Raw genomic sequence first — 24947 nt, forward strand, 5'->3', positions numbered from 1 at the left:
GGGCGGACCGCTGCGACCATCCGGGCGGATCTGCCTCCTGTCCTCGTTGCCCGATCAGGCACACCTCGTTGACCTGCTCGGCGGCTCACCCCGCTGCCCGAGTTACTCAGGCTGTCCATGGCGGCTTGGCTGCTCCACGCCGCCGACGAGGAAGAGGAGATCCTGCCATGCGTCGGATTCGTTCATTTGCCATCGCGGCAACTGCCCTGGCCGCAGCCCTGGGCGCGGTACCCGCCGCGACCGCGGCCCCCGGCAGCGCGGCGGCCTTCAGCTGTTCGCCCGGATACTTCTGCATCTACAGCGGCTGGAACGGCGAGGGCATCCGCTGTCAGTGGTCGCAGAACAGCAAGGCGAACACCGCCGACGACTGTTCCTTCATCCGGGACGGGAAGAACGTGCTCTCCGTCCGGAACAACACCGGGCACCGGGTGCAGTACTACACCCGGACCAACTACAACGCCCGCGTCGGCTCCACCCCGAGCGGCCAGGAGGGCAACCTTCAAGGCAACTACCAGATCCGCTCCTTCCGCCCCCAGTAGGACGGGAGCGCGGGCGAGGAGCAACGACCGCGCGAGCACCATGAGCAGCATGAGCACGACGACGCGCTCGGTGTCGTCGTCCACCGCCAGGTGCTCGCGCAGGTCGGCAGGACCTATCCGTGCGAGACCTCGGCCGCGTTCGCCACGTCTGCCACGTCTGCCGCGTCCGCGACGCCCGTCACGCCGGAGCCTTCGCGACGCACCCGCTCGGCCCCCCAGGCGGTGAGCGGCCCGAGCGCTTGGTTGAGCGTGCGCCCGTGCTCGGTCAGGGAGTACTCCACCCTCGGCGGCACCTCGGCGTACACCTCCCGGTGCACGAGGCCGTCCTCCTCCATCTCCCGCAGGTGCTGCGTCAGCATCTTCTCGCTCACTCCCGGCAGACCGCGACGGAGCTCGGAGAAGCGGCGTACGCGATGGGCGTCGAGTTCCCAGAGGATGAGGCCCTTCCACTTGCCGCTCACCACGTCGAGCGCGGCGTCGATGCCACAGATGTAAGGCCCGGTTCTCGGCACCTTGACCATCACTCATCCCCCCTTACTAAAGGGTAAGTACCGCAGTAAATAGTGGGTACTTCCGAGAGTAGTGGGGTTCTCCGAGCATGGAGGGGTGAACGCACACCAGAACCACACCACCAGGCAAGACAGCCCTGTCACCGTGATCGGACTCGGCCCGATGGGCCGGGCGATGACCCGTACCCTCCTCGCCGCCGGCCACCCGGTCACCGTCTGGAACCGCACCGCCGGCCGGGCCGACGGCGTCGTCACCGACGGAGCGACGCTCGCGGCGACACCCGGCGAGGCCGTCGAAGCGAGTGGCCTCGTGATCCTCAGCCTCACCGACTACCAGGCGATGTACGACATCCTCGGCAGCGCCACCGCATCGCTCGCCGGCCGGACGCTGGTCAACCTGAGCTCCGACACTCCCGACCGCTCGCGCGAGGCGGCAACCTGGGCGGCGGGCCACGACGCCACCTTCCTCACCGGTGGTGTCATGGTCCCCGCGCCGATGGTCGGCACGGAGGCGGCCCATGTCTACTACAGCGGCCACGGCCAGGTGATGGAGAGACACCTGGCGGCGTTGACCCTGCTCGGGACACCGAAGTACCTGGGCGAGGACCCGGGCCTCGCCCAGATGATGTACCAAGCCCAACTCGCGCTGTTCCTCACCACCCTGTCCGGCCTGATGCACGCCACCGCGATGCTGGGTACCGCGGGGATGAAGGCCGAGGAAGTGCTGCCGGAGTTGCTCTCCTCCGCCGACTCGATCGGCGACATCCTGAGGGCCGGTGAAGACAACCCCGGCGCCGCGCTCGATGCCGGAGAGCATCCCGGCGACCTCAGCACGGTCACCATGATGGGTGCGACGGCCGACCACATCGTCGAGACCAGCACAGCGCTCGGCCTCGGCCTCGCGCTCCCCCTGGCCGTGCAGGCCCACTACCGGCGCGCGGTCCAGGACGGACACGGCAGCGACAACTGGACCCGCATCATCGACGGCATCCGGGCACCGCGCTGACCGGACGCGAGACCGCTGCACCCACGCCCGGCCGCGCCTCCGCCCGGACCCCACCGCCTGCTCACACCCTCACCGGACCCCACCCCGGGACCCGAACCCCGGTCCCGAGGACAGGCAGATAGGTTCCGGGGCGCCTACCCTGAGGTGGGGGCCGGAGCGGGACCAGGAGGGCATCATGATCGTTCTCGGCGTCATTCTGCTGATCGTCGGCTGGGTGGCGAGCATCAGCATTCTGTGGACCATCGGGATCATCCTCGTCGTCATCGGGGCCGTCCTCTGGATCGCCGGGTCCCTCGGACACGCGGTGGGCGGTCGTCGGCACTACTGGTGACGACGGCGACGGGCGGAGCCGCGCGGGCCGAAGAGGTCAGCGCGGCCGCCGGCCCAGCGGGCTCGGCAGGAGCCTTCCGAAGACGTAGGCCAGGGCGACGCCGACCACGGTCGCGCCGATGCGTTCGGCGACCCGGCCGCTCTCCTGGCCCGGTTCGGACTGGAGGAGGAGCAGCAGGATCAGCACCGTCGGGAACGCGGGCAGGATGTACCAGCGGCTGCCCTGTGTGGCGGTCGTCAGGGCGGTCACCACCAGCGCGGTGACCCCGTACGCCCACCCCGGCGGCGCGGTGTACAGCAGGGCGACGGTCGCGCACACACCTGCCAGGACCGCCCCCACCCGGCCGATGCTCCGCAGGCGCTGCATGTCGGCGCGGGGGCGCATCACCATCAGCGCGGTGATCACCGGCCAGCCCGGGTGCGTCGGCGCCCACGCCAGGCCCACCGCGGTCGCGGTGGCCCCCGCGGCGCCCAGGCGCAGCCCGTAGTCGAGCGCGGCCCGGCCGTCGCCGGGCGGGAGGGGTGAGGGGCCGCCGGGCGAGGGGGCTCCGGACCGCCCGGGCCAGGCCAGGCAGACCAGGCAGGCGTAGAGGGAGCCGGCGAAGATCAGCACCGCGGTTTCCAGGGCGTCCGCCACCCGCCCGAAGCTCAGGCCCGCCCCGGCCAGGGGCAGGCACAGGGTCATCGCCAGGATGCCCAGGCGGCGACGGGCGGCCAGCAGGGCCGCCCCCACGGCCAGGACGAACATGCCCGGCACGGCCACCCAGGTGAAGTGGGCCAGCGCGGAACCGACGAGCAGGGAGACGCCCACCGCCAGGCCCAGGACGGGAATGACCAGGCGGGTGCGGCGGGCGGCCGGGAGTCCGAGCACGGCCGCGGGGAGCACGCCGATCGCCAGGGCCATGCACCGGCCCGGATCGTGCAGGGAGACCACCCCCGCCGGCAGCGCGTACACCACGCCCAGCGCGCACGCCGGCCACGACCACGCCACCGCGGGGCGCTGGGGGGCCGCCGCCCCGTCCCGGGCGGGGGGCGCGGCCCCGGGCGCCGGGTCACGGGCGGCGCCGGGCCCCGGACCACGGTCGGCATCGGCCATTGCGGACTCCCTCAGAGCGAACCGGCACAGGCTCACACCGTGCACCGATCCGGCCGCGCAGGCACCGAACCACGCCCGGCGGGGGCGTGCGAGTCCCGGGTGGACCGGGCCGCGGGGAGCCGTCGGTGGCCGGAATCCGGACGGGCGTCCGGAGTTCCGGGCCGAAGGGGAGCCTGCCCGAGGCCGCGCAGAGCCTGCCCGAAGCCCCGTCCAGAGCCTCCGCCCAAACCCGTCTGAAGCCCGTCCGGAGCCAGCCCGGAACCCGTCCGGAGCCAGGGCGTGTTGCGAGAAGTGGCGCCCGGCTCGTGCCCGGGGCCCGCCCGGCTCGCGCAGCGCGGCTGCGGTCCGTAGGGGCGAGAACGAGCCACCCCTGATTCCGGGGCATGGGAGGTGTCGCGCCGGGGCAGTGTTGATCATGGTGCGCGGTCGGGGGTGGCAGGGCAGTTCGTGACCTTGTGGTCCGACGGCACAGGTCGAAGTCGAAGGAGGCGTCGTGCACGCGGTACCGGGCGACGGAGCGGGAACCGGGCGGGGGGACAGCGCCCTGGACGACTTCGTCGCGCTTTCCGCCGGGCTGACCGGTTTCACGGGCGCCGAGTTGCACGCCCTCGGCGTGGCCCGGGAGTACCTGGCCGTCGTCCTGGACCGGATCGGCGCCGACGGCTACGCGCGGCTCGCCGCCGCACCCGAAGCGCCCGGCGCGGAGACGCAGGAGGCAGAGGAGATGGTCAGGGCGGTGATCCACCTCTGGTACACCGGGAGCTGGCCGGGGCTGCGGGGCGGTGCACCCTTCGTCGTGTCGTCCGCCGCCTACGCGGCCGGGCTGGTGTGGCGCGCGGCCGGTGTGCCCGCCCCCGGGACGGTCTCCGCCGGTTTCGGAAGCTGGTCCGGGCCCCCCGCGTCGCCCACCGCCGCGTCCCCCACCGCCGGGCCCGCGTCCCTCACCACCGGACGCGGGGAGGCGGGCCGGTGAAGGTCTCGCAGCGGTACGACGTGATCGTGGTCGGCGGCGGGATCGCCGGGTCGCTCGTCGCCCGGCACCTGGGTGACCGTGGCCGCCGGGTCCTGGTGCTGGAGGCCGGGGTCCGCGAGAGCGACCCCGAGCGGGGACACCGCGAGGCCCTGGAGAGGTACCTCACCGCGTCCGTGAAGGTGCCCGGAGCCTCTTCCCCCGGCCACGGCGGCGCCCCCTGGCCGGAGGTGAACGACCTGAGCGGGCGGGAGGGCGGCGGCTACCGCGCGGACGGGTACCTCGTCCAGGACGGTGAACTCCCCTACGCCAGCGGGTACGTCCGGGTCAACGGCGGCACCGGCACCGTCTGGACCGGGCTGACGCCGAGGATGCTGCCCGAGGACTTCGACACCGAGGCGTTCGGCTACGGGCGCAGCTGGCCGCTGTCCTACGCGGAGCTGGAACCGTACTACCGGGCCGCCGAGTACGAGTTGGGGGTGTCCGCCGATGTGGAGGAGCAGCGCGCCCACCTGGGTCTGCCCTTCCCCGAGGGGTATGTCTTCCCGATGCGCGCCCTTCCCGCGAGCCGTCTGGACCGGGCCGTCGCGGAGCGGGTGGACGGGCTCCGGGCCGAGGACCCGGCCGGTGGCGGCCCGGTGGAGCTGCGGGTGGTGGGCACTCCGCACGCGCGCAACGGTGTGCCCCACCCCGGGTACGGCGGCGGGGCCGGATACGTTCCCGTCGGCGCGTACGGGAAGCCCGACGCGGGCAGTCGTTGCGCGGGCCACGCGCTGTGCGTCCCCCACTGCCCGGCGCACGCCAAGTACACCTCCTTGAAGACGCAGGCGCGCTGGGGTTCCTCGGTGACCCTGGTGGACCGGGCCGTGGTCAGCCGGGTGCTCGTGGACGCGGGCGGCCGGGCCACCGGCGTCGAGTACCTGTCCTGTCCGCCGGACGGCCCGGGGCGGTCCGGTACGGGGCGGCCTGGCGCGGGGGCGCCGGACGCGGGGGCGGTGACCGTCCACACGGTGAGCGCCGATGTCGTGGTGCTGGCCGCGCACGCGATCGAGAACGCCCGGCTGCTGCTCATGTCCGGCCTGGCGGACCGCAGCGGACAGGTCGGCCGCAACCTGATGGACCATCCGGTGCTGCTGACCTGGGGGCTCATGCCCGAGCAGGTCGGCCCGTACCGGGGGCCGGGTTCGACCTCGGGCTTCGAGGGGTTCCGGGCCGGTCCGGCCCGCCGGCTGCGCGCCCCGTTCCGTATCGAGATCGGCAACTGGGGCTGGGGGTGGGCCAAGGGCCCCGTCGACACCGATGTCGCCGAGCTGCTGTACGGCACGGACGGGCGCGGGCTGCGGGGCGGGGAGCTGCGCCGGGCGGTGGCGGACCGGGTCGGGCGGCAGTTCACCTTGCAGTTCGAGATGGAGCAGGGCGCGGACCCGTCCAACCGGGTCACCCTCGACCCGTCCCGGCGCGACGCGCTGGGTCTGCCGCGGCCGGTCGTGACGTACGGGCTGTCCGGCCACGTCAAGGACGGGATCGCCGCCGCCAAAGCGGTCTCCGACCAGATCTTCGCGCTGCTGGGGGCCGAGGACCGCACCGACTTCTCCTCGGCTACGGCCTGGCCCGGCCGTTTCGTGCACGACGGACGGACCTACGGGTACCGGGGGGCCGGGCACGGCGCCGGCACGCACATCATGGGCGGCTCGCCGCACACCTCGGTCGTCGACCAGTGGCAGCGCTGCTGGGACCACCGCGGCCTGTACGCGGTGGGCTGCGGCAGCATGCCGTCGGTCGCCACCTCCAACCCGACCCTGACCATGGCCGCGCTCACCCTGCGCAGCTGCGAGCGGATCGAGGCCGACCTGGCGGAACGCGACCGCCCCGCCACGCTCTCCACCTCCCAGAAACTCCGAGATCCCTGAGAACCCCGGACCCCGAATCCCGTCCCCCTGTGCCCCTGTGCCCCTGTGCCCCCGATCTTCTGGAGCCGTCCGTGAGCCCCCTTCCCCTGCCGCCCGTCGCCGCGCCCTACCAACTGCCGTTCCACTACGGGGCCCTGCACACCATAGGGCTGGACCATCTGGTCGATCCGGAGCCGGTGCGCGCGGTGCTGGCCGAGCATCATCCGGCGCTGACCGCGGCGGAGTTCGACGGCCGGGCCCTGGTCTCGCTCAACTACCAGCTGTACTTCGCCCAGTACCCGTCCGGCGGGGGCATCACCCAGGAGATCGAGGTCAACATCGTCGCGCACCCGGCGGCGGCTGCGGACCGGCTGCCGCAGGTGAGCTACGCGCAGTACGCCCAGGGCTACGACCAGACGAAGCTGCTCGGCATCGCCCGCGTCCACGTCCTGTGCGACAACCCCCTGGCCATCGACGCCGGGCGCGCCCTGTACGCGGAGCCGAAGTACCCGGGCTGCTTCCAGGTCTCCGTGCCCTCGCCCAACGGTCCCGCCGGGGACGTCTGGGACATCGACTGCCACGCGGCCGACCTCGCCCCGGACGGTGGTGTCCGCCGGCGCGGGGACGCGTTGTTCTCCCTCGCCGCCGATCTGGACGGGCTGCCCTTCGCCACCGCCGACAGCACCCCCGTCACCGGCTACGGGACCGAACCGGGCGGCAGGACCCTGGCCGGACCGATGAACGTCCACCATCCCTACCGCTGGTTCGACCTGGCCGGGCCGGGTGCCCGGGGCCGGGCGCGCCTGACCGTCCACGACGGGGGCGGCGAGGTCGGCCGGGATCTCGTCCGCCTGATCGGTGACACGCCCGCGGCGGGCGCCTGGACCTTCCAGTCGCCCCCGGTCGCGGCCCATCACCGCCCCTACTACCTGGCGTGAACCCGCTCCGCCGGGTCCCGCGCCACGGCCCGGCGGTGCGGTGGGAGGGGTCAGGGGGCGGTGTGCAGTATCTCGCGGAGGGTCTGCGCGAACGCGGCGGGTTCTCCGTGCTGGCCGAACTCGCCGCCGAGGAAGCCGCCGTGGTGGCTGGGGAAGACGGCCGGTGCGGTGTGGAGCGCGGCGGCGATCGCCGCCGCCGCGCGGGCGGGGAACTCGCCCTCCGACTCCTTGCCCGCCGCCACGACGATGCGTACCGGGGCGGCGCGCAGCGCGGCGAAGTCGGGCCGGTAGCCGGTGCAGCCGCGGATGTTCTGCCCGAGCAGGGGGTCGTCGCGCGATCCGTCGTCCTGGACGGGGAGCCCGAAGGCGGCGGGGTCGGGTGCGGGCCCGTCGGCCCAGTCGGCCGGGAAGGGGCCCTTGCGGGCGGCCACCGTGATGAACTTCGCCATCGCGGGGCCCCTGCCGTCGCGCAGGTAGGTCGCGTGGATGTCCGCGCAGGCCGCCAGTACCGCCTCGCGGTCGGGCAGGACCTGGGCGGCCGGGGGCTCGTGCGCGACGAGTGTCCGTACGTGTTCCGGGTGGTGGGTGACCAGGGCGAGCGCGTTGACGGCGCCACCGCTGCTGGCGAACACGTCCACGGGGCCCGCCCCGGCCGCCTCGATCACCCGCCGCACGTCGTCGGCGTGCTCCTCGGGCACCGACTCGGCCGCGCCGTCCGTGCGGACGCTGCGGCCCACTCCGCGCGGGTCGTAGGTGAGGACGGTCCGGTCGCCGAAGTACGAGGCCAGCGTGACGAACCCGCCGGCGTCCATCGGTGACCCGATCAGGAGGAGGGCGGACGGCCGGGCGGCCCCGCCGTTCGGCAGGCCGGCCCGGACGTCGTACCGGAGGGTGGCACCGGCCGCGTCCAGTGTGTGGGTCACGGGTTCGGTCATGACTGTCTCCTCGGATTTCGCGCCATCGGATGCGTTCACGCTCTCGGAAGGGAAGACCGGTGGCATCGCCGGAACTCATCGCCCGCAGAGGTACTTTCCGCCGGAACCTGCCGCGCGACCCTGCGGGCGCGGGGGAGAAACCGTGCGCTACCCCCCGCTACCTCCCCCGCTACCTCCCCCACTGCCTCCCCCCACTGCTCCTCATCGCCTCCCGCCGCCGCTCCCCCGCCGGCCTCGGACGGGGGGTGGTCCCGCCGTCGGCGAACGTTCCCGGCCCCGCGATGGCCGTTCTCCGCCGTGGTCGTGACACAGGTGAGAACGTATCGTCGGCTCCACAACCACGGATCGGCCACCACCAGTTCAGGGAGGACCGGGTGAGCGTCTTCGACGACCTGCGCCGTCGGCGGGACATGCGCAGGCTGATGGCCGCGCTCACTTCCTCGGTCGCCGGGAAGCTCACCGTCCCGGCCGATGTCACCGCGCTCGGCCCCGCCCTGTGCGAGGCGATGGCCGAGCGGCGCGGCAGGCCCGTCCTGCTCAAGGTCGTCGCGATACCGCCGGAGATCGGGGTGACCGGGATGTGGCTCGCGAAGCAGGACGCCGACCTGGTGGTCGTCGAGGAGAACACCGAGCCCGGCCACAAGCTGGTCATCCTCGGCCACGAGCTGTGGCACATGGAGGCCGGTCACTGCGGTCACCACCTCCCCGGCGCCGCCGTCGCGGCCCGCGCCCTGCCCGGCGCGGAGGCCGGCTGGGCCGAGGCGTTCACCGCCGTCGCCGCCCGCACCCACTTCGAGGACGGCCACGAGAGCGAGGCGGAGGAGTTCGGTCTCCTGCTCGGCAGCAGGTTCCGTACGTGGCTGCCCGGGCACCGTACTCCGGCCAGCCGCACGGAGGTCGAGGGCCGCATCGAGGCGTCCCTCAGCTACCGTCGCGGTGGGATGCAGGGCGGATGACGCCCACCGGGATCAACCTCGCGTTCGCCGCGGGCGCCCTGTGCCTGACGATCGCGTTCGTCATCAGGCTGCCCAGCATCATCCACTTCTGGCGCGACCCCTTCGTCAGGGCCGTGGGAGGACTCCTCGTCCTGGCGTGCTGCGTCTTCGTCTTCGCCGCGCCCCCGACGATCGCCAAGGTCAACGACCTCACCGGGGTGGCCAACTTCTCCGCCCCGTGGGTCTACACCCTGCTCACCGCGTTCTGCGCGTCGTGCCTGGTGCTCATCCTCATCTGGCGCGGGGGCCCGGCCGCCGCCATCCGCCGCTCGGTCCGGTGGGTGATCGGCCTCTACACCGGTGTCATCGTCGTCCTGTGGCTGCTGTTCGCCCTCGCGGACGTGCCCACCGAGCGGCTGCGGGACCTGGACACCTACTACGCGAACGCCCCGTACATGCGCGAGGTCATCGTCCTGTACCTGCTCGCGCACCTGATCGCGTGTGTCGTGACCTCCTGCCTCATCTGGAGCTGGAAGCGGCGGGTCGAGGGCTGGCTGCGCAGCGGGCTGTTCTTCCTGGGCACCGGCTACCTGCTCAACATCTGTTACGACTGCGTGAAGTTCGCCGCCGTCGTCGCCCGGTGGACCGGGAACGACCTGGACTGGCTCAGCACCCATGTGGCGCCGCCCGTCGCCTGCGGCTCGGCGCTGCTGATCAGCATCGGTTTCATCCTTCCCCATGTCGGGCAGCGCTTCCAGGAGGTGCGCGCCACCTGCCGCAGCTACCGGCGGCTCGCCCCTCTCGCCCGGGCGCTCCACGGCGTCGTCCCGCCCACCGCGACGGTCAAGCTGCGGCCGTTCGTCCCCAAGGACCTGCTCCTGGTCCACCGGGAGACCTTCATCCGGGACGGCATGCTGCACCTGGCCCCCTTCCTCGACGAGGAGTTGCGGCGGCGGGCCGAGGCGGACGCGTTACGCACCGGCAGTTCCCCGGCGGACGCCCTGGCCCTCGCGGGCGCGGTCGCGGTCCTGGCGGCGGTCGCCGCCAAGCGGGGCGCTCCCCGGCCGGATTCCGGCCGGGGAGGGCCGTTCGAGCCGTTCGGACCGCTCGGCGACGGCATGCGCGACATCGGGTCCATCTCGGCAGCGCTGAAGAGACCGGCCGCCGTCGCGGCCCTTCTGCGGCGCGTGCCCGTCCCGGAAGAGAGTGTCCGCCCATGAACGCAACCGCCGCCCCCGCCGTCGGTGCCGGCCCGCCCGCCCCGCGGGCCGTGGTCCTCGGCGGCGGGCTCGCCGGGATGCTCGCGGCGGCGGCGCTGTCCGCCCACGCCGACGTCACGATCGTGGACCGGGACGGGTTTCCCGACTCGGCCGCACCCCGCAGGGGGTCTCCGCAGGCCCGCCACGCCCACCTGTTGTGGTCCGGGGGCATGGAGGCCATCGAGGAGCTGGTTCCCGGCACGCTGCGGCGGCTCCTGGAGCGCGGCGCGCACCGTACGGCCCTGCCGACCGGCATGGTCGCCCTCTCTCCGCACGGCTGGTTCCGGCGCTGGCACGAGTCGCACTACATGGTGCTGGCCAGCCGGGACCTCCTCGACTGGACCGTCCGCGAGAGCGTCCTGTCCCGGCCGCGCGTCACCCTGCTCCAGCGGGCCGAGGTGCTCGGTCTCGAAGGGCGGGCCGGCCGGGTCACGGGAGCCCGCATACGCACGGCCGCCGACCGGTCGGTGTCGTCCGATCCATCCGATCGGTCCGATCGGTCCGATCGGTCCGTTCTGTCCGTCCTCTCCGCGGACATCGTCGTGGACGCCACCGGCCGGGGCTCGAAAGCCACCCAGTGGCTCGCCCGGCTGGGTGTCAGCCCGCCCGTGCAGCACGAGGTGAACTCCGGCCTCGCCTACGCCAGCCGTGTCTACCGGGCACCGGAGAAGGCCCGTACCGCCTTCCCCGTCGTCAGTGTCCAGGCCGACGCGCGGGCGGACGGGCCGGGGCGGTCCGGGACGCTGCTGCCCATAGAGGGAGGCCGCTGGCTCGTGAGCCTGTCCGGCACCCGGGGCGGCGAACCGTCCAAGGACGCCGGCCAGTTCGAGGCGTTCGCCCGGCAGTTGCGCCACCCCATCATCGGGGAACTCCTCGCCCGTGCCGAACCGCTGACCGACGTCAGTGTCACCCGTAGCACGGCCAACCGGCGGCGCTACTTCGAGAAGGTCCCGGACTGGCCGGACGGCTTCGTCGTCCTCGGGGACGCGGTGGCCACCTACAACCCCGTCTACGGCCACGGCATGTCGGTGGCCGCGAAGTCCGCCGTCACCCTGCACGAGGTGGTCGCCCGGCACGGCTGGGGAAGTCCGGGGCTGGCCCGGCGCGTCCAGAAGGCGGGGGCCCGTCCGGTCACGGCGGCCTGGAACCTGGCCACCGGGCAGGACATCTTCTACGCCGGGGCCACCGCGCGGGAGCCCAGCCGGGTGGAGAGGGCCATGGCCGGGTTCGTCGGCCGGCTCATCCTCACCTCCACCGGCAACGGGCACGTCGCCCGCCGGGTGACCGACGTGATGACGTTGCAACGCCGCCCCGAGTCACTGGTGACGCCCTCGATCATCGCCGCCGCGGTCGCCGGCCCGCTGCGCCGCCCGTTGCAGGGCCCGCCGCTGACCTTCGACGAACTCGTCGCCGCAGGTCTGTGACACCCCCGGCCCGGCCCCCGGAACCGGTGAGGGCGGGGACCGGGCCTGTGGTGGTTCAGGGGGGTCAGGGAGTGGTGAGGGCGAACCAGAAGTCGAAGGTGTCCAGGAGCCCGGCCAGAGTGGTGACGGGGTCGATGGTTCCGCTGTCGACGGTCAGGTCGCCGCTGTCCACGAGTGCGCTCACCTCGGCGGGGACGTCCGCGGCCAGGGCGAGCTGGTTGAGGCCGGTCCGGGTGAGGGTGTACGCGGCGTCGGCGGTGGTGGGCGGTGTGTCCGGTGTGCTGTAGACGAGGACGCCGTTGCGGAGCTGGACGGTGCACCGCGCCGGGTCACCGGCGAGGGGGTCGGTGAGGGTGAGGTTGACGGTCAGCGGGTGGTCCGCGGCCTCGATGCCGTTGAGGCGGATGCCGAGGTAGTCGAAGACCATGTCCTGGGGCATGGCGGCGATCACGTCGTCCGTGATGATCTCCGGTGCGGGCAGGCCGGCCGGTTCGCCGGACACGGGCCGGTCGCGGAGTTCCTGGGCTCCGGCGATGTAGAAGTTCCGCCAGGGCCCGCTCTCCGCCTGGTAGCCGAGCTGCTCCAGGACGTCGGCCTCCAGCTGCCGGGCGGCGGTGTCGGCGGGGTCCGCGAAGACCGCGTGGCTGAGGAGTTCGGCGGCCCACCGGTAGTCCTCCGCCGAGGTGGCGTTGTCGTACGCGCTCCGCGCCAGGGCGACGACCTTGTCCGCGCCGCCGATCGCCTCGACGTAGCGGGGGCCCGCCTTCTCCGGCGGGAGGCCGTGCAGGTGGGCGGCGTTGCCGTCGAACCAGCCCAGGTAGCGCTGGTAGACGGCCTTGATGTCGTGGTTGGTGGTGCCGTAGTAGCCACGGTTGAACCACTCGCCCGACAGGCTCTCGGGGAGGGAGTCGTCGAGGTCCTCGGCGATCTCGGTGATCGTGCGGCCGTGGTTGGCGAGCCGGAGCGTCTGGTCGTGCAGGAAGCGGTACAGGTCCGCCTGCTTGGTGAGGAAGCCGACGATCTCGTCCGCCTCCTCGCTGGTCTTCCAGCGGGGCCAGAAGTGGCTGGCGAACAGGGAGGTGGCCTCGGCCCCGAAGAGGTCCACGGCCTCGTTGAGGTAGTTCGACCACGCCTTGGCGTCCCGGACCTGGGCGCCGCGCAGGCTGTAGAGGTTGTGCAGGGTGGGGGTGGCGTTCTCCGCCATGCAGAGGGAGTGGTGGTCCGGCAGGTAGAAGTTCATCTCGGCCGGGGCCTCGGTGCCGGGCGTGAGCTGGAACTGGAAGCGGATTCCGGCGAACGTCACCACCTGACCGGCCACGATGTCCGTGTCCGAGCCCGTGGACGACTGGACGACGGTACGGGTCGGGGCGAGCAGGCCGGTCGTCCCGGACGACATCGTCTTGCCCAGGCCCGCGTCCACCTGGTGGTTGGCCGACTTCGGCAGCAGCGACCCGTACATGAAGGTCGCGCGGCGGCTCATCGCGTTGCCCGCGTACACGTTCTCGCTGACGGCGTGCTCCAGGAAACCGTCCGGGGCGATGACGGCCACCCCGTCGGCCGGGTCCGGGGCCCCGCCGTCGAACAGGCCCCGGACACCGCCGTAGTGGTCGGTGTGCGAATGGCTGAAGATCACGGCCTTGACGGTCCGTGGTTCCTGGCCCTGCCGGTTGCGGTGCTTGCGGTACAGGGCGAGGGCCGCCGCCGCGCACTCCTCGCTGATCAGGGGGTCGAGGACGGCGATCTCCTGGGAGGCCTGGTCCGGGCTCTCCATGAAGGTGATGTTGGAGATGTCCATGCCGCGCACCTGGTAGACCGCGTCCGGCACCACCTCGTACAGCCCGACGTTCATGTTGTGGCGGGCGTTCTGCCACAGGCTCGGGTTGACCGTCTTCGGTTCCGGTCCCAGCACGGTCAGGAAGCGGTACGGGGCGAGGTCCCACGCGGCCGGCTCCCCGGGCGGCCCGTCCACGGAGAAGTCCCAGGGCAGCTCCTCGATCAGCCCCTGCTTCGCCAGGTCGTACTCGGTGTCGTCCTTCGGCAGGCTCGCCTGGACCTTGGCGTACAGCTCCTCGGTCAGACGGGTCGCGTCCTGGGGCGGGACGGGGGTGGGAGCGGTGCCGGAATCGGGCATGAAGCGTTTCCTCTCGACATGCTGGGGCGGGGAGCGCCGGTACACCGCGTGGGCCGGAGCACATGCCTGAACCACGCGGGAGCGGGGAGGTGTGTCCGTGCCGGGCGGGCGGCGGGCCGATGCGCCGCACCGAAGCTACGGCGCACCCCACCCCCCGGCAAGGGGGCCTTCGCCGATCGCCATGGGCCGGGGTCACTATCGGACATCCCGGCAGACCAAGGTTTCGAACCTCAGGAGTCACAAGGGCCGCGCACTCCCCGGCAGCCGCGGAAACCGCTGCCCGTCCGGCCCTGGACGGGCCGTTCACCAAGGTTTACGGGACGGGCCGACGGTGTGACGGTCGGCCGGTTCCGGCACGGGAGCCGTCGACGCGCACGGCCCGGACACCGGGGTGCCCGGGCCCGGTGTGCCCCTGGGGAGGTGGGGGAGGGGGAGCCGGACATGGAGCCCGGCACGGAGCCGGATCAGGAGCTCTCCCGCTCGTCCTCCCTACCCTCCTCGTCCTTCTTGCCCTCCTCGTCCTTCTTGCCCTCCTCGTCCTTCTTGCCCTTCTCTGCCTCCTTCGCCTCCTCAGCCTCCTTCGCCTCCTTGGCTTTCTTCTCCTGCTCGTCCTCCTCGGCCTGCGCCTGCCTGACTTCCATGATCGAGGTCTCGTACCGGTCGATGACCTGTTCCGGCGTGCGGTCGGTGTACCGTGCCACGTCGTCGAGAGCCGCCACCGCCCAGTTCGCCAGCGACAGGGCGAACGCCAGGACCCCGTCCTCGCCGTAGACGCGCTTGACGGCCTGGATGTACGCCACGTTCAGGTACGGCACCAGATCCGGGGACTGCCCGGTGCTCTGCCTCATCAACGCGATCGTCGTCTGTGTCGCCTCCTCCCGCCGCGGCAGCAACCGCTCCCGCTCGGCCGTGGCTTCAGCGATCAGGCGCCGGCGCATTTCCTTGTCCACGTTCCGTCCCTCCCGGAGGTTTTTCTGGCACCGTACGGCCCCCGGAACACCTGCGGGGCCGGATTCGCGCAGCCTCCACCTCCCGGACGAACGAAGAACCAACCGCAGTACGCCGCCCCCGGCCCCGACCACCCACCGGACAGCCCCTGGGCACCGCCGCTCAGGGGTGGCCGATGAGCCAGACGACCCGGACCTCCACCCGGTCGGCGACGACCCGGTACCCGATGGTCACTCCCGCCGACTCCAACGCCAGCTTGCGCAGTGCGTCCGTACCTTTCCCCTCCGGCGTCCCCACAGCCAGGGGCCGCTGGGACAACGGCCCCCACATGGCTTCATGGACGGCGTTGCGGCGAGAGGCCGGCCATGGCTCGTCGTGCCTGCGGATTGAGGATGACTTTGTATGTCATGCCCGGTCGCCTCCGTCCCGGTGCTCGAACGTCACCGGGTCGTAGTCGGCCATGACCACGTCCAGCGGGACACCGTCGTCGAGCCCGTCCTCGGAGTCGGCGACGGCCTGGAGGATCTCCGGATGGACCTTCGCCATCCATTCGACCCGGTAGGCGCTGATGACACCGCGCACTTTGCGGAGAGGTTCATCGCCTTCGCTGTGGAACGGCGCGGCCTCCAGAGCGGTGATGAATTCCTTCAGCAGGTCGGGCCAGGGAGCCAGCGCGGACTTCAGCTCCGCGATGCTCTGGGGACCCTCGTCCCACTCGACGGTGTCCGCTGACCGGGTCGGGAACGGCCCACTCGGCTGTGGGGTCATCGCCCAGCTCCTTCGATCGGTCCGTCCTCGGATGCTGATCGTCTGCCGCACCTCGCAGACGGACGCGGGGCGATCCAACCACCGGCGGGCCCGGCCCACGGCAGCCGTTGACCGGGATTCACCACAAAGCGCTACGCGATCCCCGTTCGGGGCCCACGGCGTCACCGCCGCTCGGGCGGGGGTCAGGGGCTGGGGAGGGGGGCGAAGGGGTTGGTGATCCTCGCCTGGCCGGCGAAGGTGAACAGGGGGGTGCCGGTCGGTACGGGGGTGGCGCCGAAGGCCTGGGTGAAGGCTGCTCCGCCCGGGGTGGTGAGGGTCAGCGGAATGTCCTTGGTGTTCACGCTGGTGGGGGTGAAGGAGACGCGGCTGAGGGAGACGGGGTAGCGCAGGAGGTCCGTGTTCTTCGCGGGTGCGCCGTCCTGGGAGACGTCCGCGCTGGTGCGGCCCTCGCCGATGCGGATGTGGACGACGAGGCCGGTCAGGTCGAGACGGTGTCCGCCGCCGGAGAAGCGCAGGCCGCCCTGGAGGGGGAGTTCACCGCCGGTGAGGTCGGGTGCGAGGGTGCCCGAGCCGGGGAAGGTGACGCAGTTCCCCGAGGCCGTCGCCGCGCCCGTGGCTTCGAGCGTCACCTTCTGGACCGCCAGGGTGTTCACCGCTTCTCGCGTCAGGCAGACGGTGCCGGTCCCGCGCAGGGGCAGGTCGGCCTTGACGGCTCCGGCCTGGACGGCGGTGACGGCCAGGGTCGCCGTCACCGCCAGGGCGAGCACGGCCACGCGCTTCTTGGAGTGGAGGACCTTCACGGGGCCGGAGATCTTCACGGGACGGGGGATCTCGGTGCTGAGGATTTTCACGCCACCGGTAACGACGGGAGCCCCGGGAGGAAGCGCCGCACCCACCCGTGATCACCCGTATGATCTCCCGTCACCCCTTTTGTGCCGGACGCGCACCGTGTGGCAACGGTTCACCGGGCCCGTGGTGCGCACTGCCTGACGTTGTGTTCGAGGGCTTCCAGCACGGTGGCGCGGGTCAGCTGGGCCGGCAGGAGACGTTCCAGGTCGCAGGGCAGGGGGGCCTGCTGCGGGGGCTGGAATCCGATCTGCGCCAGGCGGGCCATGCCGTGGCTCCGGGCGCGGGCGACGGCGGGCGCGGAGAGCAGGGGTTCCGTGGGCGGGCGGCCTGCTTCGGTGAGGACCTTGACGCAGGCCCGCGCCATGTCCGCGGCGGTCAGGCGGGCCGGACCGGCGGTGACCCAGTGGAGGCCGGGCGCGCCGGTGTCACCGCGCAGTTGGGCCGCGGTCAGGGCGGTCAGGTAGTCGACGAGGGTCTCCATCGGGATGACGTCGCACCAGCGGTCGGGTTCGACGGGCACCCCTCCTGTGCGCCCGCGCAGCAGTGCGTCGAGGAACGTGTGGGGGAACTGCCGGGCGGGCGGGGCGGGCGCGTCACGGGCGGCGAAGATGAGGGCCGTGCGGACGACGGCGACGCGCAGGCCGCTGGCGGCGGCCACTTCTTCGGCCCGCCGCTTGGACCGGCCGTAGGCACGCAGGCCGCGTGCGGCGAGGTCGTCCTCCGTCACGTCCATGGCGGCGGCGGCGGAGGACAGCAGCACCACGGGGGCGTCCGCCTCTTCGGCGAGCCGCAGGACGCGGCGGGTTCCCTCGGCGTTGACGTCGTCGAAGGCCGTCAGGTCGGCGGGGGCGAAGTCGGTGAGGGCGGCGCAGTGCACGATGACGTCGACGCGCTCCGCCAGCTCGCGCCGCGGGCCGTCCTCCAGCCCCAGTGACTCGACGGTGAGGTCGCCTTCCACACAGGTGACCCCGCCACCGGGCCGGCGGCGGTGTACGAGGGCGATGACCTCGTAGCGGGCGGCGAGGGCGGGCAGGAGGGCGGCCCCGACGACGCCGGTGGAACCGGTGAGCAGGACGGTGGGGCGCGGGGAAGACATGGGTGCCTCGCAGCGGGAAGGTGACGGGAAAGGGAAGAGAAGGGAAGGGGTCAGGAGACGGGAGGGGGCGGGCCGGGGAGGGGCTCAGGCGCGGGTGGCGTCGGTGAGCGCCGTCAGCTCCTTCTCCCACAGGCGCGGCAGGTCCCGTACGTGCTCGTGCCGGCTCTCGGCGGTGAAGGAGGCCGTGGCGCGTGCGCCGTGGAGGAAGAGGACGGTGGAGAACAGGTAGCCGCCGACGAGCGGGGGCAGCGCGACGCCACCGGTGACCGGGGACCCGTCCAGGGCCAGGGGGCCGGGGATCTGCAACAGGGTGGCGGTCGCGAGGGCGTCCCCGGGGCTGAGGAAGGCCGAGACGTGCGGGGTCAGCATCGCGTCGGGCAGGGCGTCGAGGATGCGCCGGTTGCGGTCCCTGGGCCAGCTCCGGGTCTGCTCGGCGACACGCGACAGCCGCCCTGCGGCGTGGGGTTCGTCGACGGGCAGGAGCACCCGGGCGTAGCCGAAGCGATTGCCGCGGTCCTGGCGCTCGGAGCGCAGGCGGACGCTGAAGGGGACGCGGACCGGGACGGGCCGGTCGCGTCCGGCGGGTGGCAGCCAGGCGCGCAGGGCGCCGGCCAGCGCGGCGAGGTAGACGTCGTTGAGTGAGGCACCGGAGGCCCGGGAGACGGCGCGCAGCGCGTCTGCGGGAACCTCGGCGGTGGCGAGCAGCCTGCCGTCGGTGGGCGCGGGGGCGTGGGCGGGGGCGACGGCCCACCGCCCCGGGCCCGGGCGGTGCGCAGAGTCCGGGCGGTCCGGGCGGTGCGGGGCACGGGGCGCGGGGGCGGGGGTGCGTGCGTCGAGCAGGCGCCTGACGGTGTGCCCGGCCGCCGCGCCGTCCTGGGCCGCGTGGTGCACCCGGTAGACGAGCCAGTACGTGTCGTGGTGCCCGGTGTCACGGTGCCCGGTGTCACGGTGCTCGGTGTCGAGGAGCCACAGCCCCCAGCGGGGCAGGTTCTCCGGCACCGGCTGGTTGGCCATCGTCTCCAGGGCGGCCTGGACCCGGTGGTCCCCGGCCCTGTCGTGGTCGAGGCGATGGTCGGGACGGTGCACGTGGCGGTGCACGTGGCGGGCGGCGTCGAAGTCGCCCGCCCGGAGCCAGGACTCCTCGCGGACGGGGCCGTCCAGGTGTTCCGCCAGTGCGGGCACCAGGGGCAGACGGGCCGTGACCAGTGCGGCGAGCCGCTCGGGCGTGGGCCTGGGGCCCCGCAGCCGCAGTGCCAGCCCGATGACGAAGCCGTCCGCCGGGCGTCTGCGGGCCCATTCGAGCATGCCGCGGTCCTGGACGGTGGTGAACCCGGCCGCGCCGCCCGCTGGTTCCGTCCGACCGATGTGCTCGCTCATCGCGCTCATCGCGCTCCCCTCCGGGTGTCCGCCGCACGCGACCGGCGTCGTCCGCGCTCCGGTGGCCTGAGCCCGACGAACGGCGTCCGGCGTCCGGCGTCCGGCGTCCGGCAGTCGATGTCCGACGGCCGGTGTGCGACGGGTGTGCCACCGGGCAACGAGTCCCGGTCGTGTTTGGACACTGATCCCGGCCCTGCCTGACCGCTCTCCTCCGGTCTCATCCGGAATGAACCGGTTGCCTGAGCCTTGTTCGATCTTCCATCCATAGCAAATCTGATGAAATACATAAGAAATATTTGCGGACGGTCGCAGCAGCCGCGCCGACAATTCAGTCAACCTTCCTCCGGGCTTAGGCCATTCTTTGCCGCCTCATAGCCTTCGGAAGGTTTTCGCTTGACCCTGTGCGGGAGGCGGGACATCTGTGCCGCCGCAATCCTCAAGGGTCCACACCTGGCCCGCGAGGCTGGTGAGCAACTCCATGACAGAAGGAGTCTCGACATGATCCGCCTTTCCAGGACGCTCTCCTCAAGGTGGTTCGCAGCGGTGGGAGCGGCCACGCTGTTCAGCGTGTTGACGCCCGTTTCTGCGGCACACGCCGTGCAGCTCTCCTGCGGTCAGACCGTCACGACCAGCGTCGTTCTCACTGCCGATCTGCTCAACTGCCCCGGCGACGGTCTGGTCGTCGGCAGCGGCGGCATCACCATCAACCTCAACGGACACACCGTTGACGGCGTCGGCCTGGGTGTCGGCATCCGCAACAACGGGTTCGGGAACATCACCATCACCAACAGCAACACCATTCCCGCCCGTGTACAGCAATTCGACTACGGAGTACGGCTCAACCCCGGCACCTCAGGCAACATCATCGAGAAACTCGCCATCCAGAACAACGAATTCTCCGGCGTCGAACTCAACAGCACCCACACCAACAACCAGGTGCGCAACAACCTCATCGAGCGGCAGGCGCACAGCGCCGTCACGATCACCGGTGGATCGGGTCACAACGTGATCTTCGACAACACGATCACCAACAACCAGGGCCAGGGCGTCTCCGTCCAGAAATCCGCCAACAACCGTCTCGAAGGGAATCGGATCACCGGCAGCGGAGGCGTCGGCCTGGCCCTGGAGGGCTCCAGCGGCAACACCCTGCTGGCCAACACCGTCGGCAGCAGTCGCGACGCCGCGATCACCCTGCGGCTCGGCTCGAACGACAACCTCGTCCAGAGCAACTCGTCCACCCAGAGCGCGGATGCCGGAATGATCGTCGCCGATTCCACCGGGAACCGGTTGCTGTCCAACACCCTCCATGGCAACGGTGACAGCGGAATCGTCCTCCAGGGGGCCCACGGCACCACGGTCACCGGCAACGACGTCAGCAGGAACACCGGCGGCATCGAGCTGAGCTCCTCCAACAACAACCTGATCCAGTCCAACATCGCGAGCAACACCACCGGACACGGGATCACCCTGGGGCTCTCGCTCAACAACAACCTGCAGCTCAACCAGGCCAACCACAACGGCTCGGGGGGCATCCACATCGTCGGCGACGCGGCACCCGGGACCGGCAACCACCTGGTCCGCAACACCACCAACGCCAACAAGGGCGATGGCATCTTCGTCTCGAAGGCCGCTCACACCCTCCAGGGCAACACCGCCCGCGACAACAAGAGCTGGGGCATCTTCGTCGACCCGGGCAACGTCGACGGCGGAGGCAACCAGGCCGGCAACAACGCCCAGGCCGCCCAGTGCATGCGCGTCGTCTGTACTCCCTGACGCGACCGAGGAAGCGGCGGGGGCCGCCCGGCTGCCGGGTACGGCCGTCGCGGCCCGGGGCGCGGTCGCCTTCGCGACCGCGTCCGGACGGGGTGCGGAGCCGGGCCGGTCGGACCGTTCCGCCGCAGAGGCCATAGAGGCCGCGGTGACCGCGGTGACCGCGGAGTTCTGGCCCATGACTCGATCAGGGGAATGAATCACCCGGATGCCACAGCCGGTCCCCGGCCTGTGGCGGCGCGCCCTCGCGGTGCGGTCAGCTGGGGCCCGGCCGGCCCTGCCGAACGCTACGGACCATGCTCCCGTACGCGTCGGGCAGGGCCGGCCGGCTGCCGGAGGAGGGCGGCCGTACCGTCCGTCGAGGCCCCGCCGCAAAGGACCACCGCTATGCCCGACCACACGATTCCCCGCCCCGCCGAGGCGGCGGCAGGAGGGACGCACCCGCTCCGCGCCTCCACCACGCCGGTGCCGGCGCCCGTTTCGGCGCCACCGCCGGGTCCGGCGGCTCCGACGGCTCCGGTGTGGCAGGGGTTGCCGGCCGTGCTCGGCGCTCACGCGGCCCGCCACGGCGCCCGCCCCGCGCTCAGCTTCGTCCGCTACGGCCGGGAACCGGAAGGCAGTTGGCAGACGCTGACCTTCGCGGAGGTGGACCTGCGGGCGCGGGCGCTGGCCGCCGCGCTCGAAGCGCGTTTTCCCCGCGGCTCCCGGGTGGCGGTGCTGTGCCCGCAAGGTGTCGAGTACAGCCTGGGCCTGTTGTCCTGCCTGTACGCGGGGATGGTCGCGGTGCCGTTGTTCCCGCCCGAGGACTCCCGGCGCAGGGGGCAGTTGGAGGCCGTGCTCGCGGACGCCGGTCCGGTCTGCCTGCTGACCACCGGGCCGCAGGCGCTCGCCTGCCGTGACCTGGCGGACGGGCGGGTGCCGGTGTGGCCGGTGGAGGAGAGCGACCCGGCTCTCGCCTCCCGCTGGTCCGGCCACGTCGCCGCGCCACGGGAAGCGGCCTACCTCCAGTACACCTCGGGCTCCACCGGCAGCCCCCGTGGGGCCGTCATCACCCACGCCAACATGATGGCCGGCACCCGTCAGGTCATCGACGGCTGCGGTCTCGACGACAGCACGCCCGTCGCGAGCTGGCTGCCGCTCTTCCACGACATGGGGCTGTCCATCGGCGTCCTGGCCCCGGCGGTCGCCGGGGCCCACCTCGCGCTGATGTCCCCGCTGGCGTTCGTCCAGCGCCCCCTGCGCTGGCTGCGGCTGCTGGACACGCACCGGGCCCACTTCAGCGGCGGTCCGAACTTCGCCTACGACCTGTGCCTGCGCAAGGTCCCCGACCCGGCGGGCCTGGACCTGGACCTGCGTGGCGTCCGCGTGCTGACCAACGGGGCCGAGCCCGTCCGTGCCGCCACGCTGCGGCGCTTCACCGAAGCCTTCGCCGCCTGCGGGCTGGCCCCGGACGCGGTCAAGCCCAGCTACGGCCTGGCCGAAGCGACCGTGCTGGTGGCCTGCAACCGCGTCGGCAGGCGGTGGAGCGAACTCGTCCTCGACCGCGAGGAGCTGACCCGTGGCCGCGTCCTCCTACTGCCCGGGGACGGGGACCGAAACGGGAACGAGAACGGGAGCGGGAACGAGAGCCCGGTGAGGGGCGCGGTGGCGGGCCGGGCGACCACGGTGGTGGGCTGCGGCCGTCCCGTCGGCCAGGACGTACGGGTCGCGGACCCGGAAACCGGTGTCGAGCGGGCGGCCGGATCGGTCGGTGAACTGTGGGTGCGCGGCCCCAACGTCGCCGCGGGCTACTGGCGTCGGCCCGGGCCGGCCTCCCGCGTGTTCGACGGCTTCCTCAAGACCGCCGACGGCGGGGAGCGGGGCTGGCTGCGCACCGGCGACCTCGGGTTCCTCCACGGCGGCGAGGTCTTCGTCCTCGGCCGGACCAAGGACGTCATCATCGTCCACGGCGCCAACCACGCGGCGAGCGACATCGAGGACACCGTCCGCCGGGCCGTTCCCGAATCGGTGCCCGCGGGGGTGGCCGCCTTCGCGGTGCCCGGCGAGGACGGCGACGCGCTCGTCGTCATGGTGGAGCTGACCGCGGGCCCGCACACCGCGCAGGACATCGCCCTGCGCCGCCGCGTCCGGACGGCCGTCGCCGAGCGGCACGGCGTACGGCCGCACGCGGTGGTCGCCGTCAAGCGCGGCGGTCTGCCGCGTACCACCAGCGGAAAGCTCCGGCGCGGCGACTGCCGTGACCGCTACCTCGCAGCGCACCCAGAACACGCAGCGCACGCAGACCTCGTGGAACGGGCGGTTCCGGCCGTCCCCGTGGACGACGAGGAGAAGGAGACCGTATGAGCGTCCCGTCCGGCCCGGAGATCACCGACTGGCTGACCGGCCACCTGGCCGCGCTGCTGGAGGTCCCCGCCGAGGAGATCGACGTCACCGCGCCGCTGGACTCGCTCGGTGTCACCTCGATGGAGGAGGTGGCGATCACGGCGGAGCTCGAAGCCCGGTACGGGGTGGCGCTGCCGGTCGCCGACATGAGGCGCCACCCCACCGTCGAGTCCCTGGCCGGTCACCTCACCGGTCCACGGTGACGGGCAGGCTCCGCAGGTGGGGGAAGACCACCCCGACGCTCCGGGGCGGGGCGGGGTCGAGCCGCACGGCGGGGAAGCGGCTCGCGACCAGTGGCAGGAGCGTCCGCAGGAAGAGACGGGTCAGGGGCGCCCCGGGGCAGTAGTGGCGGCCCGCGCCGAAGGCCAGGGTCCTGCCCGGATCGGCGACGGCGCGGTGCGCCGGCCGGAGCAGGGCGTGGACGATGCGGCCGGCGGGGACGCGGACCCCGCCCAGGAGCATGTCGCGGGCGGCCACCCGGGTCAGGACCGCGATGGGCGGCCGGCGGTGGGCGAGGTCCTCGGCCACGGACGCCGCGGCCGGGGGATTCCGGCGCAGCAGCCCGGCGAGCGGCGCGTCGGTGAGCAGGGCGTGCAGCGCGGTGGTGGTGAGGGCGGCGAGGTCCTTCGCGCCGAGGAACAGCAGGGCCGCGTTGGTCGCCGCCGCCGCGATGCCGAGCCCGCCCCCGTCGGGGGCGGGCAGCAGCCACCGCGAGAGGGCGTCCTCGCCCGGCGTCCGGGCGCGGTCCCGCAGACGGGACGTGAAGTAGTCGCGCAACTGGGCGTGGGCGAGGTCGGCGTCCGCCAGCTGGGCGGGGCCGGGGCCGAGTTCGCACGCCGCCGACCAGCGGCGGGCGAGGCGGGCCAGGGCGGGGGCGTCCCGGCCGGGCAGTCCCGCCCAGGCGCACAGGATCTCGCCGGGGAGCCGCTCGGACAGCGCGGAGACCAGCTCCGCTCCCCCGCCGTGGGCCAGGGCCCGCACCACATCGTCCACCCCCCTCTCGACGGCCTTCGAGACGCTCGGGCCCATCGCGGCGACCGCGCGGGGGGACAGCCCGGCCGTGAGGCTCCCGCGCAGCCGGGCGTGGCCGGGCGGGTTCGTCGTCAGCAGGGAGGAGTGGAAGGCGACCAGGGACGGGCTGACGCGCCAGCCGGGTGTGATCCGGTCGCGCCAGGCCGCGTCCAGGGCCGCGCAGTTCCCGTCGAGCAGTACCTGACGGCAGACGGCGTGGTCGCTCACCACGACCGCCTTCCACGGCATGACGTGCACGGGCCCCAGCTCCGCGAGGCGGGCGTACACCGGGTCCTGGTCCCCGGCCGTGCGCAGCCGCAGCACCAGCCGCGCCGCCTCGACGGCGTCCGGCGCACCCGTCCCCATCTACGAGCCCTGCGCGGCGCCCGCGAGCGCGAACTGTTCCACGGCCTGGGCCAGCGTCATGTCCAGGGTCAGGTTCTCGGCGAGGACACCGGTCCCGTTGAAGGCGCTGATCGCCAGTTCCGTCATGGACAGCGAATCCATCTCCAGGGCACGGAAGGTGGTCTGCGGCGTCACCTCGGAGGTGTCGATGCCGATCTGGGACATCAGGTCGACGAGCCTGTCGTACATGGGCTTCTCCAGTACAGGGGGATGGTGCGGATGCAGGGGGGGTGTCGCGGAACAGCCGTGTAACTACGCGGCGGGCACCGTGGTCACGCATGCGGGACCGGGAGGGGCGCGGCTTCCCGGTAACCGAACGGCACGGCGCCTCGTTCCTACCGACGGCACCCCTTCCGCGCCGCCTCCGCCCCGCCTTCCGC

At 72.7% G+C, this 24947-nt stretch carries 24 protein-coding genes; 12 read left to right on the forward strand and 12 right to left on the reverse strand.

Translation table 11 applies throughout. The features are described from left to right. The first annotated feature begins 167 nt into the window (after nucleotides 1-167). Nucleotides 168-539: a peptidase inhibitor family I36 protein gene (locus tag ACIA5F_RS10570; protein ID WP_399351360.1), complete on the forward strand. Its 372-nt coding sequence runs from the start codon at nucleotides 168-170 to the stop codon at nucleotides 537-539. Nucleotides 540-652: 113 nt separating this feature from the next. Here the strand turns inward: ACIA5F_RS10570 and ACIA5F_RS10575 are convergent, their stop codons facing one another. Next, on the reverse strand, nucleotides 653-1060 hold the full coding sequence (locus ACIA5F_RS10575; RefSeq protein ID WP_399351748.1) for a winged helix-turn-helix transcriptional regulator: 408 nt from the start codon (nucleotides 1058-1060) through the stop codon (nucleotides 653-655). An 85-nt stretch (nucleotides 1061-1145) separates the two neighbouring features. Here ACIA5F_RS10575 and ACIA5F_RS10580 point away from each other — a divergent pair, with 85 nt between their 5' ends. Then, on the forward strand, nucleotides 1146-2054 hold the full coding sequence (locus ACIA5F_RS10580) for an NAD(P)-dependent oxidoreductase (protein ID WP_399351362.1): 909 nt from the start codon (nucleotides 1146-1148) through the stop codon (nucleotides 2052-2054). A gap of 175 nt (nucleotides 2055-2229) precedes the next feature. Continuing rightward, nucleotides 2230-2385: a DUF6131 family protein gene (locus ACIA5F_RS10585; protein WP_399351364.1), complete on the forward strand. Its 156-nt coding sequence runs from the start codon at nucleotides 2230-2232 to the stop codon at nucleotides 2383-2385. Between the two features lie 36 nt (nucleotides 2386-2421). On the opposite strand, the gene ACIA5F_RS10590 is transcribed toward ACIA5F_RS10585, so the two are convergent. Continuing rightward, the gene (locus tag ACIA5F_RS10590; RefSeq protein ID WP_399351366.1) at nucleotides 2422-3480 is read right to left on the reverse strand and encodes an FUSC family protein; all 1059 of its coding nucleotides are present in this window, start codon (nucleotides 3478-3480) and stop codon (nucleotides 2422-2424) included. 493 nt (nucleotides 3481-3973) lie between these two features. On the opposite strand from ACIA5F_RS10590, the gene ACIA5F_RS10595 reads away from it, so the two are divergent. The 3 genes from ACIA5F_RS10595 (at nucleotide 3974) to ACIA5F_RS10605 (ending at nucleotide 7277) form a co-directional block, all read left to right on the forward strand. Then, entirely contained in the window at nucleotides 3974-4453 is a 480-nt protein-coding gene (locus ACIA5F_RS10595) for a hypothetical protein (RefSeq protein ID WP_399351368.1), read from the forward strand. After that, entirely contained in the window at nucleotides 4450-6360 is a 1911-nt protein-coding gene (locus ACIA5F_RS10600; RefSeq protein ID WP_399351370.1) for a GMC family oxidoreductase, read from the forward strand. The genes ACIA5F_RS10595 and ACIA5F_RS10600 overlap by 4 nt, the downstream gene beginning before the upstream one ends. A 71-nt stretch (nucleotides 6361-6431) precedes the next feature. After that, nucleotides 6432-7277, forward strand: a complete 846-nt coding sequence (locus ACIA5F_RS10605) for a hypothetical protein (RefSeq protein ID WP_399351372.1) — start codon at nucleotides 6432-6434, stop codon at nucleotides 7275-7277. Between the two features lie 50 nt (nucleotides 7278-7327). On the opposite strand, the gene ACIA5F_RS10610 is transcribed toward ACIA5F_RS10605, so the two are convergent. Beyond that, nucleotides 7328-8212, reverse strand: a complete 885-nt coding sequence (locus tag ACIA5F_RS10610; protein ID WP_399351374.1) for an alpha/beta fold hydrolase — start codon at nucleotides 8210-8212, stop codon at nucleotides 7328-7330. Nucleotides 8213-8622: 410 nt separating this feature from the next. Here ACIA5F_RS10610 and ACIA5F_RS10615 point away from each other — a divergent pair, with 410 nt between their 5' ends. The 3 genes from ACIA5F_RS10615 to ACIA5F_RS10625 are packed head-to-tail and all read left to right on the forward strand — an operon-like array spanning nucleotide 8623 to nucleotide 11830. After that, a complete protein-coding gene (locus tag ACIA5F_RS10615; protein WP_399351750.1) occupies nucleotides 8623-9168 on the forward strand; it encodes a toxin-antitoxin system, toxin component in 546 nt (181 codons plus the stop codon). Continuing rightward, nucleotides 9165-10367 (forward strand): MAB_1171c family putative transporter, encoded by a 1203-nt coding sequence (locus ACIA5F_RS10620; protein WP_399351376.1) that lies wholly within the window; start codon nucleotides 9165-9167, stop codon nucleotides 10365-10367. The genes ACIA5F_RS10615 and ACIA5F_RS10620 overlap by 4 nt, the downstream gene beginning before the upstream one ends. Continuing rightward, on the forward strand, nucleotides 10364-11830 hold the full coding sequence (locus ACIA5F_RS10625) for a pyridine nucleotide-disulfide oxidoreductase (protein WP_399351378.1): 1467 nt from the start codon (nucleotides 10364-10366) through the stop codon (nucleotides 11828-11830). The genes ACIA5F_RS10620 and ACIA5F_RS10625 overlap by 4 nt, the downstream gene beginning before the upstream one ends. A 64-nt stretch (nucleotides 11831-11894) precedes the next feature. Here ACIA5F_RS10625 and ACIA5F_RS10630 read toward each other — a convergent pair whose 3' ends face one another. From ACIA5F_RS10630 to ACIA5F_RS10660, 7 genes are all read right to left on the reverse strand, one after another. Then, nucleotides 11895-13961, reverse strand: a complete 2067-nt coding sequence (locus ACIA5F_RS10630; RefSeq protein ID WP_399351380.1) for an alkyl/aryl-sulfatase — start codon at nucleotides 13959-13961, stop codon at nucleotides 11895-11897. A 464-nt stretch (nucleotides 13962-14425) separates the two neighbouring features. Next, the gene (locus ACIA5F_RS10635; RefSeq protein ID WP_399351382.1) at nucleotides 14426-14911 is read right to left on the reverse strand and encodes a hypothetical protein; all 486 of its coding nucleotides are present in this window, start codon (nucleotides 14909-14911) and stop codon (nucleotides 14426-14428) included. Between the two features lie 160 nt (nucleotides 14912-15071). Next, on the reverse strand, nucleotides 15072-15227 hold the full coding sequence (locus ACIA5F_RS10640) for a hypothetical protein (RefSeq protein ID WP_399351384.1): 156 nt from the start codon (nucleotides 15225-15227) through the stop codon (nucleotides 15072-15074). A gap of 87 nt (nucleotides 15228-15314) precedes the next feature. Next, nucleotides 15315-15677: a hypothetical protein gene (locus ACIA5F_RS10645; RefSeq protein ID WP_399351386.1), complete on the reverse strand. Its 363-nt coding sequence runs from the start codon at nucleotides 15675-15677 to the stop codon at nucleotides 15315-15317. A 182-nt stretch (nucleotides 15678-15859) separates the two neighbouring features. Beyond that, nucleotides 15860-16528, reverse strand: coding sequence for an HtaA domain-containing protein (locus tag ACIA5F_RS10650; protein ID WP_399351388.1), 669 nt, complete (start codon nucleotides 16526-16528; stop codon nucleotides 15860-15862). Nucleotides 16529-16638: 110 nt separating this feature from the next. Beyond that, nucleotides 16639-17622 carry an SDR family oxidoreductase gene (locus ACIA5F_RS10655; RefSeq protein ID WP_399351390.1) on the reverse strand — a complete coding sequence of 328 codons (984 nt, stop codon included), beginning with the start codon at nucleotides 17620-17622 and terminating at the stop codon, nucleotides 16639-16641. An 84-nt stretch (nucleotides 17623-17706) separates the two neighbouring features. Further along, on the reverse strand, nucleotides 17707-19008 hold the full coding sequence (locus ACIA5F_RS10660) for a hypothetical protein (RefSeq protein ID WP_399351392.1): 1302 nt from the start codon (nucleotides 19006-19008) through the stop codon (nucleotides 17707-17709). Between the two features lie 489 nt (nucleotides 19009-19497). Here ACIA5F_RS10660 and ACIA5F_RS10665 point away from each other — a divergent pair, with 489 nt between their 5' ends. From ACIA5F_RS10665 to ACIA5F_RS10675, 3 genes are all read left to right on the forward strand, one after another. Beyond that, nucleotides 19498-20772 carry a right-handed parallel beta-helix repeat-containing protein gene (locus ACIA5F_RS10665; protein WP_399351394.1) on the forward strand — a complete coding sequence of 425 codons (1275 nt, stop codon included), beginning with the start codon at nucleotides 19498-19500 and terminating at the stop codon, nucleotides 20770-20772. A 537-nt stretch (nucleotides 20773-21309) separates the two neighbouring features. Further along, a complete protein-coding gene (locus ACIA5F_RS10670; RefSeq protein WP_399351396.1) occupies nucleotides 21310-23112 on the forward strand; it encodes a fatty acyl-AMP ligase in 1803 nt (600 codons plus the stop codon). After that, nucleotides 23109-23354, forward strand: coding sequence for an acyl carrier protein (locus ACIA5F_RS10675; RefSeq protein WP_399351398.1), 246 nt, complete (start codon nucleotides 23109-23111; stop codon nucleotides 23352-23354). The genes ACIA5F_RS10670 and ACIA5F_RS10675 overlap by 4 nt, the downstream gene beginning before the upstream one ends. On the opposite strand, the gene ACIA5F_RS10680 is transcribed toward ACIA5F_RS10675, so the two are convergent. Together ACIA5F_RS10680 and ACIA5F_RS10685 are read right to left on the reverse strand one after the other, a co-directional pair. Then, nucleotides 23338-24528: a cytochrome P450 gene (locus tag ACIA5F_RS10680; protein ID WP_399351400.1), complete on the reverse strand. Its 1191-nt coding sequence runs from the start codon at nucleotides 24526-24528 to the stop codon at nucleotides 23338-23340. The two genes, ACIA5F_RS10675 and ACIA5F_RS10680, sit on opposite strands and share 17 nt — an antisense overlap. Then, nucleotides 24529-24756, reverse strand: coding sequence for an acyl carrier protein (locus tag ACIA5F_RS10685; protein WP_399351402.1), 228 nt, complete (start codon nucleotides 24754-24756; stop codon nucleotides 24529-24531). Nucleotides 24757-24947 lie beyond the last annotated feature (191 nt).

The sequence above is a fragment of the Streptomyces sp. NPDC051567 genome (assembly GCF_044454165.1).
Taxonomy (GTDB): domain Bacteria; phylum Actinomycetota; class Actinomycetes; order Streptomycetales; family Streptomycetaceae; genus Streptomyces.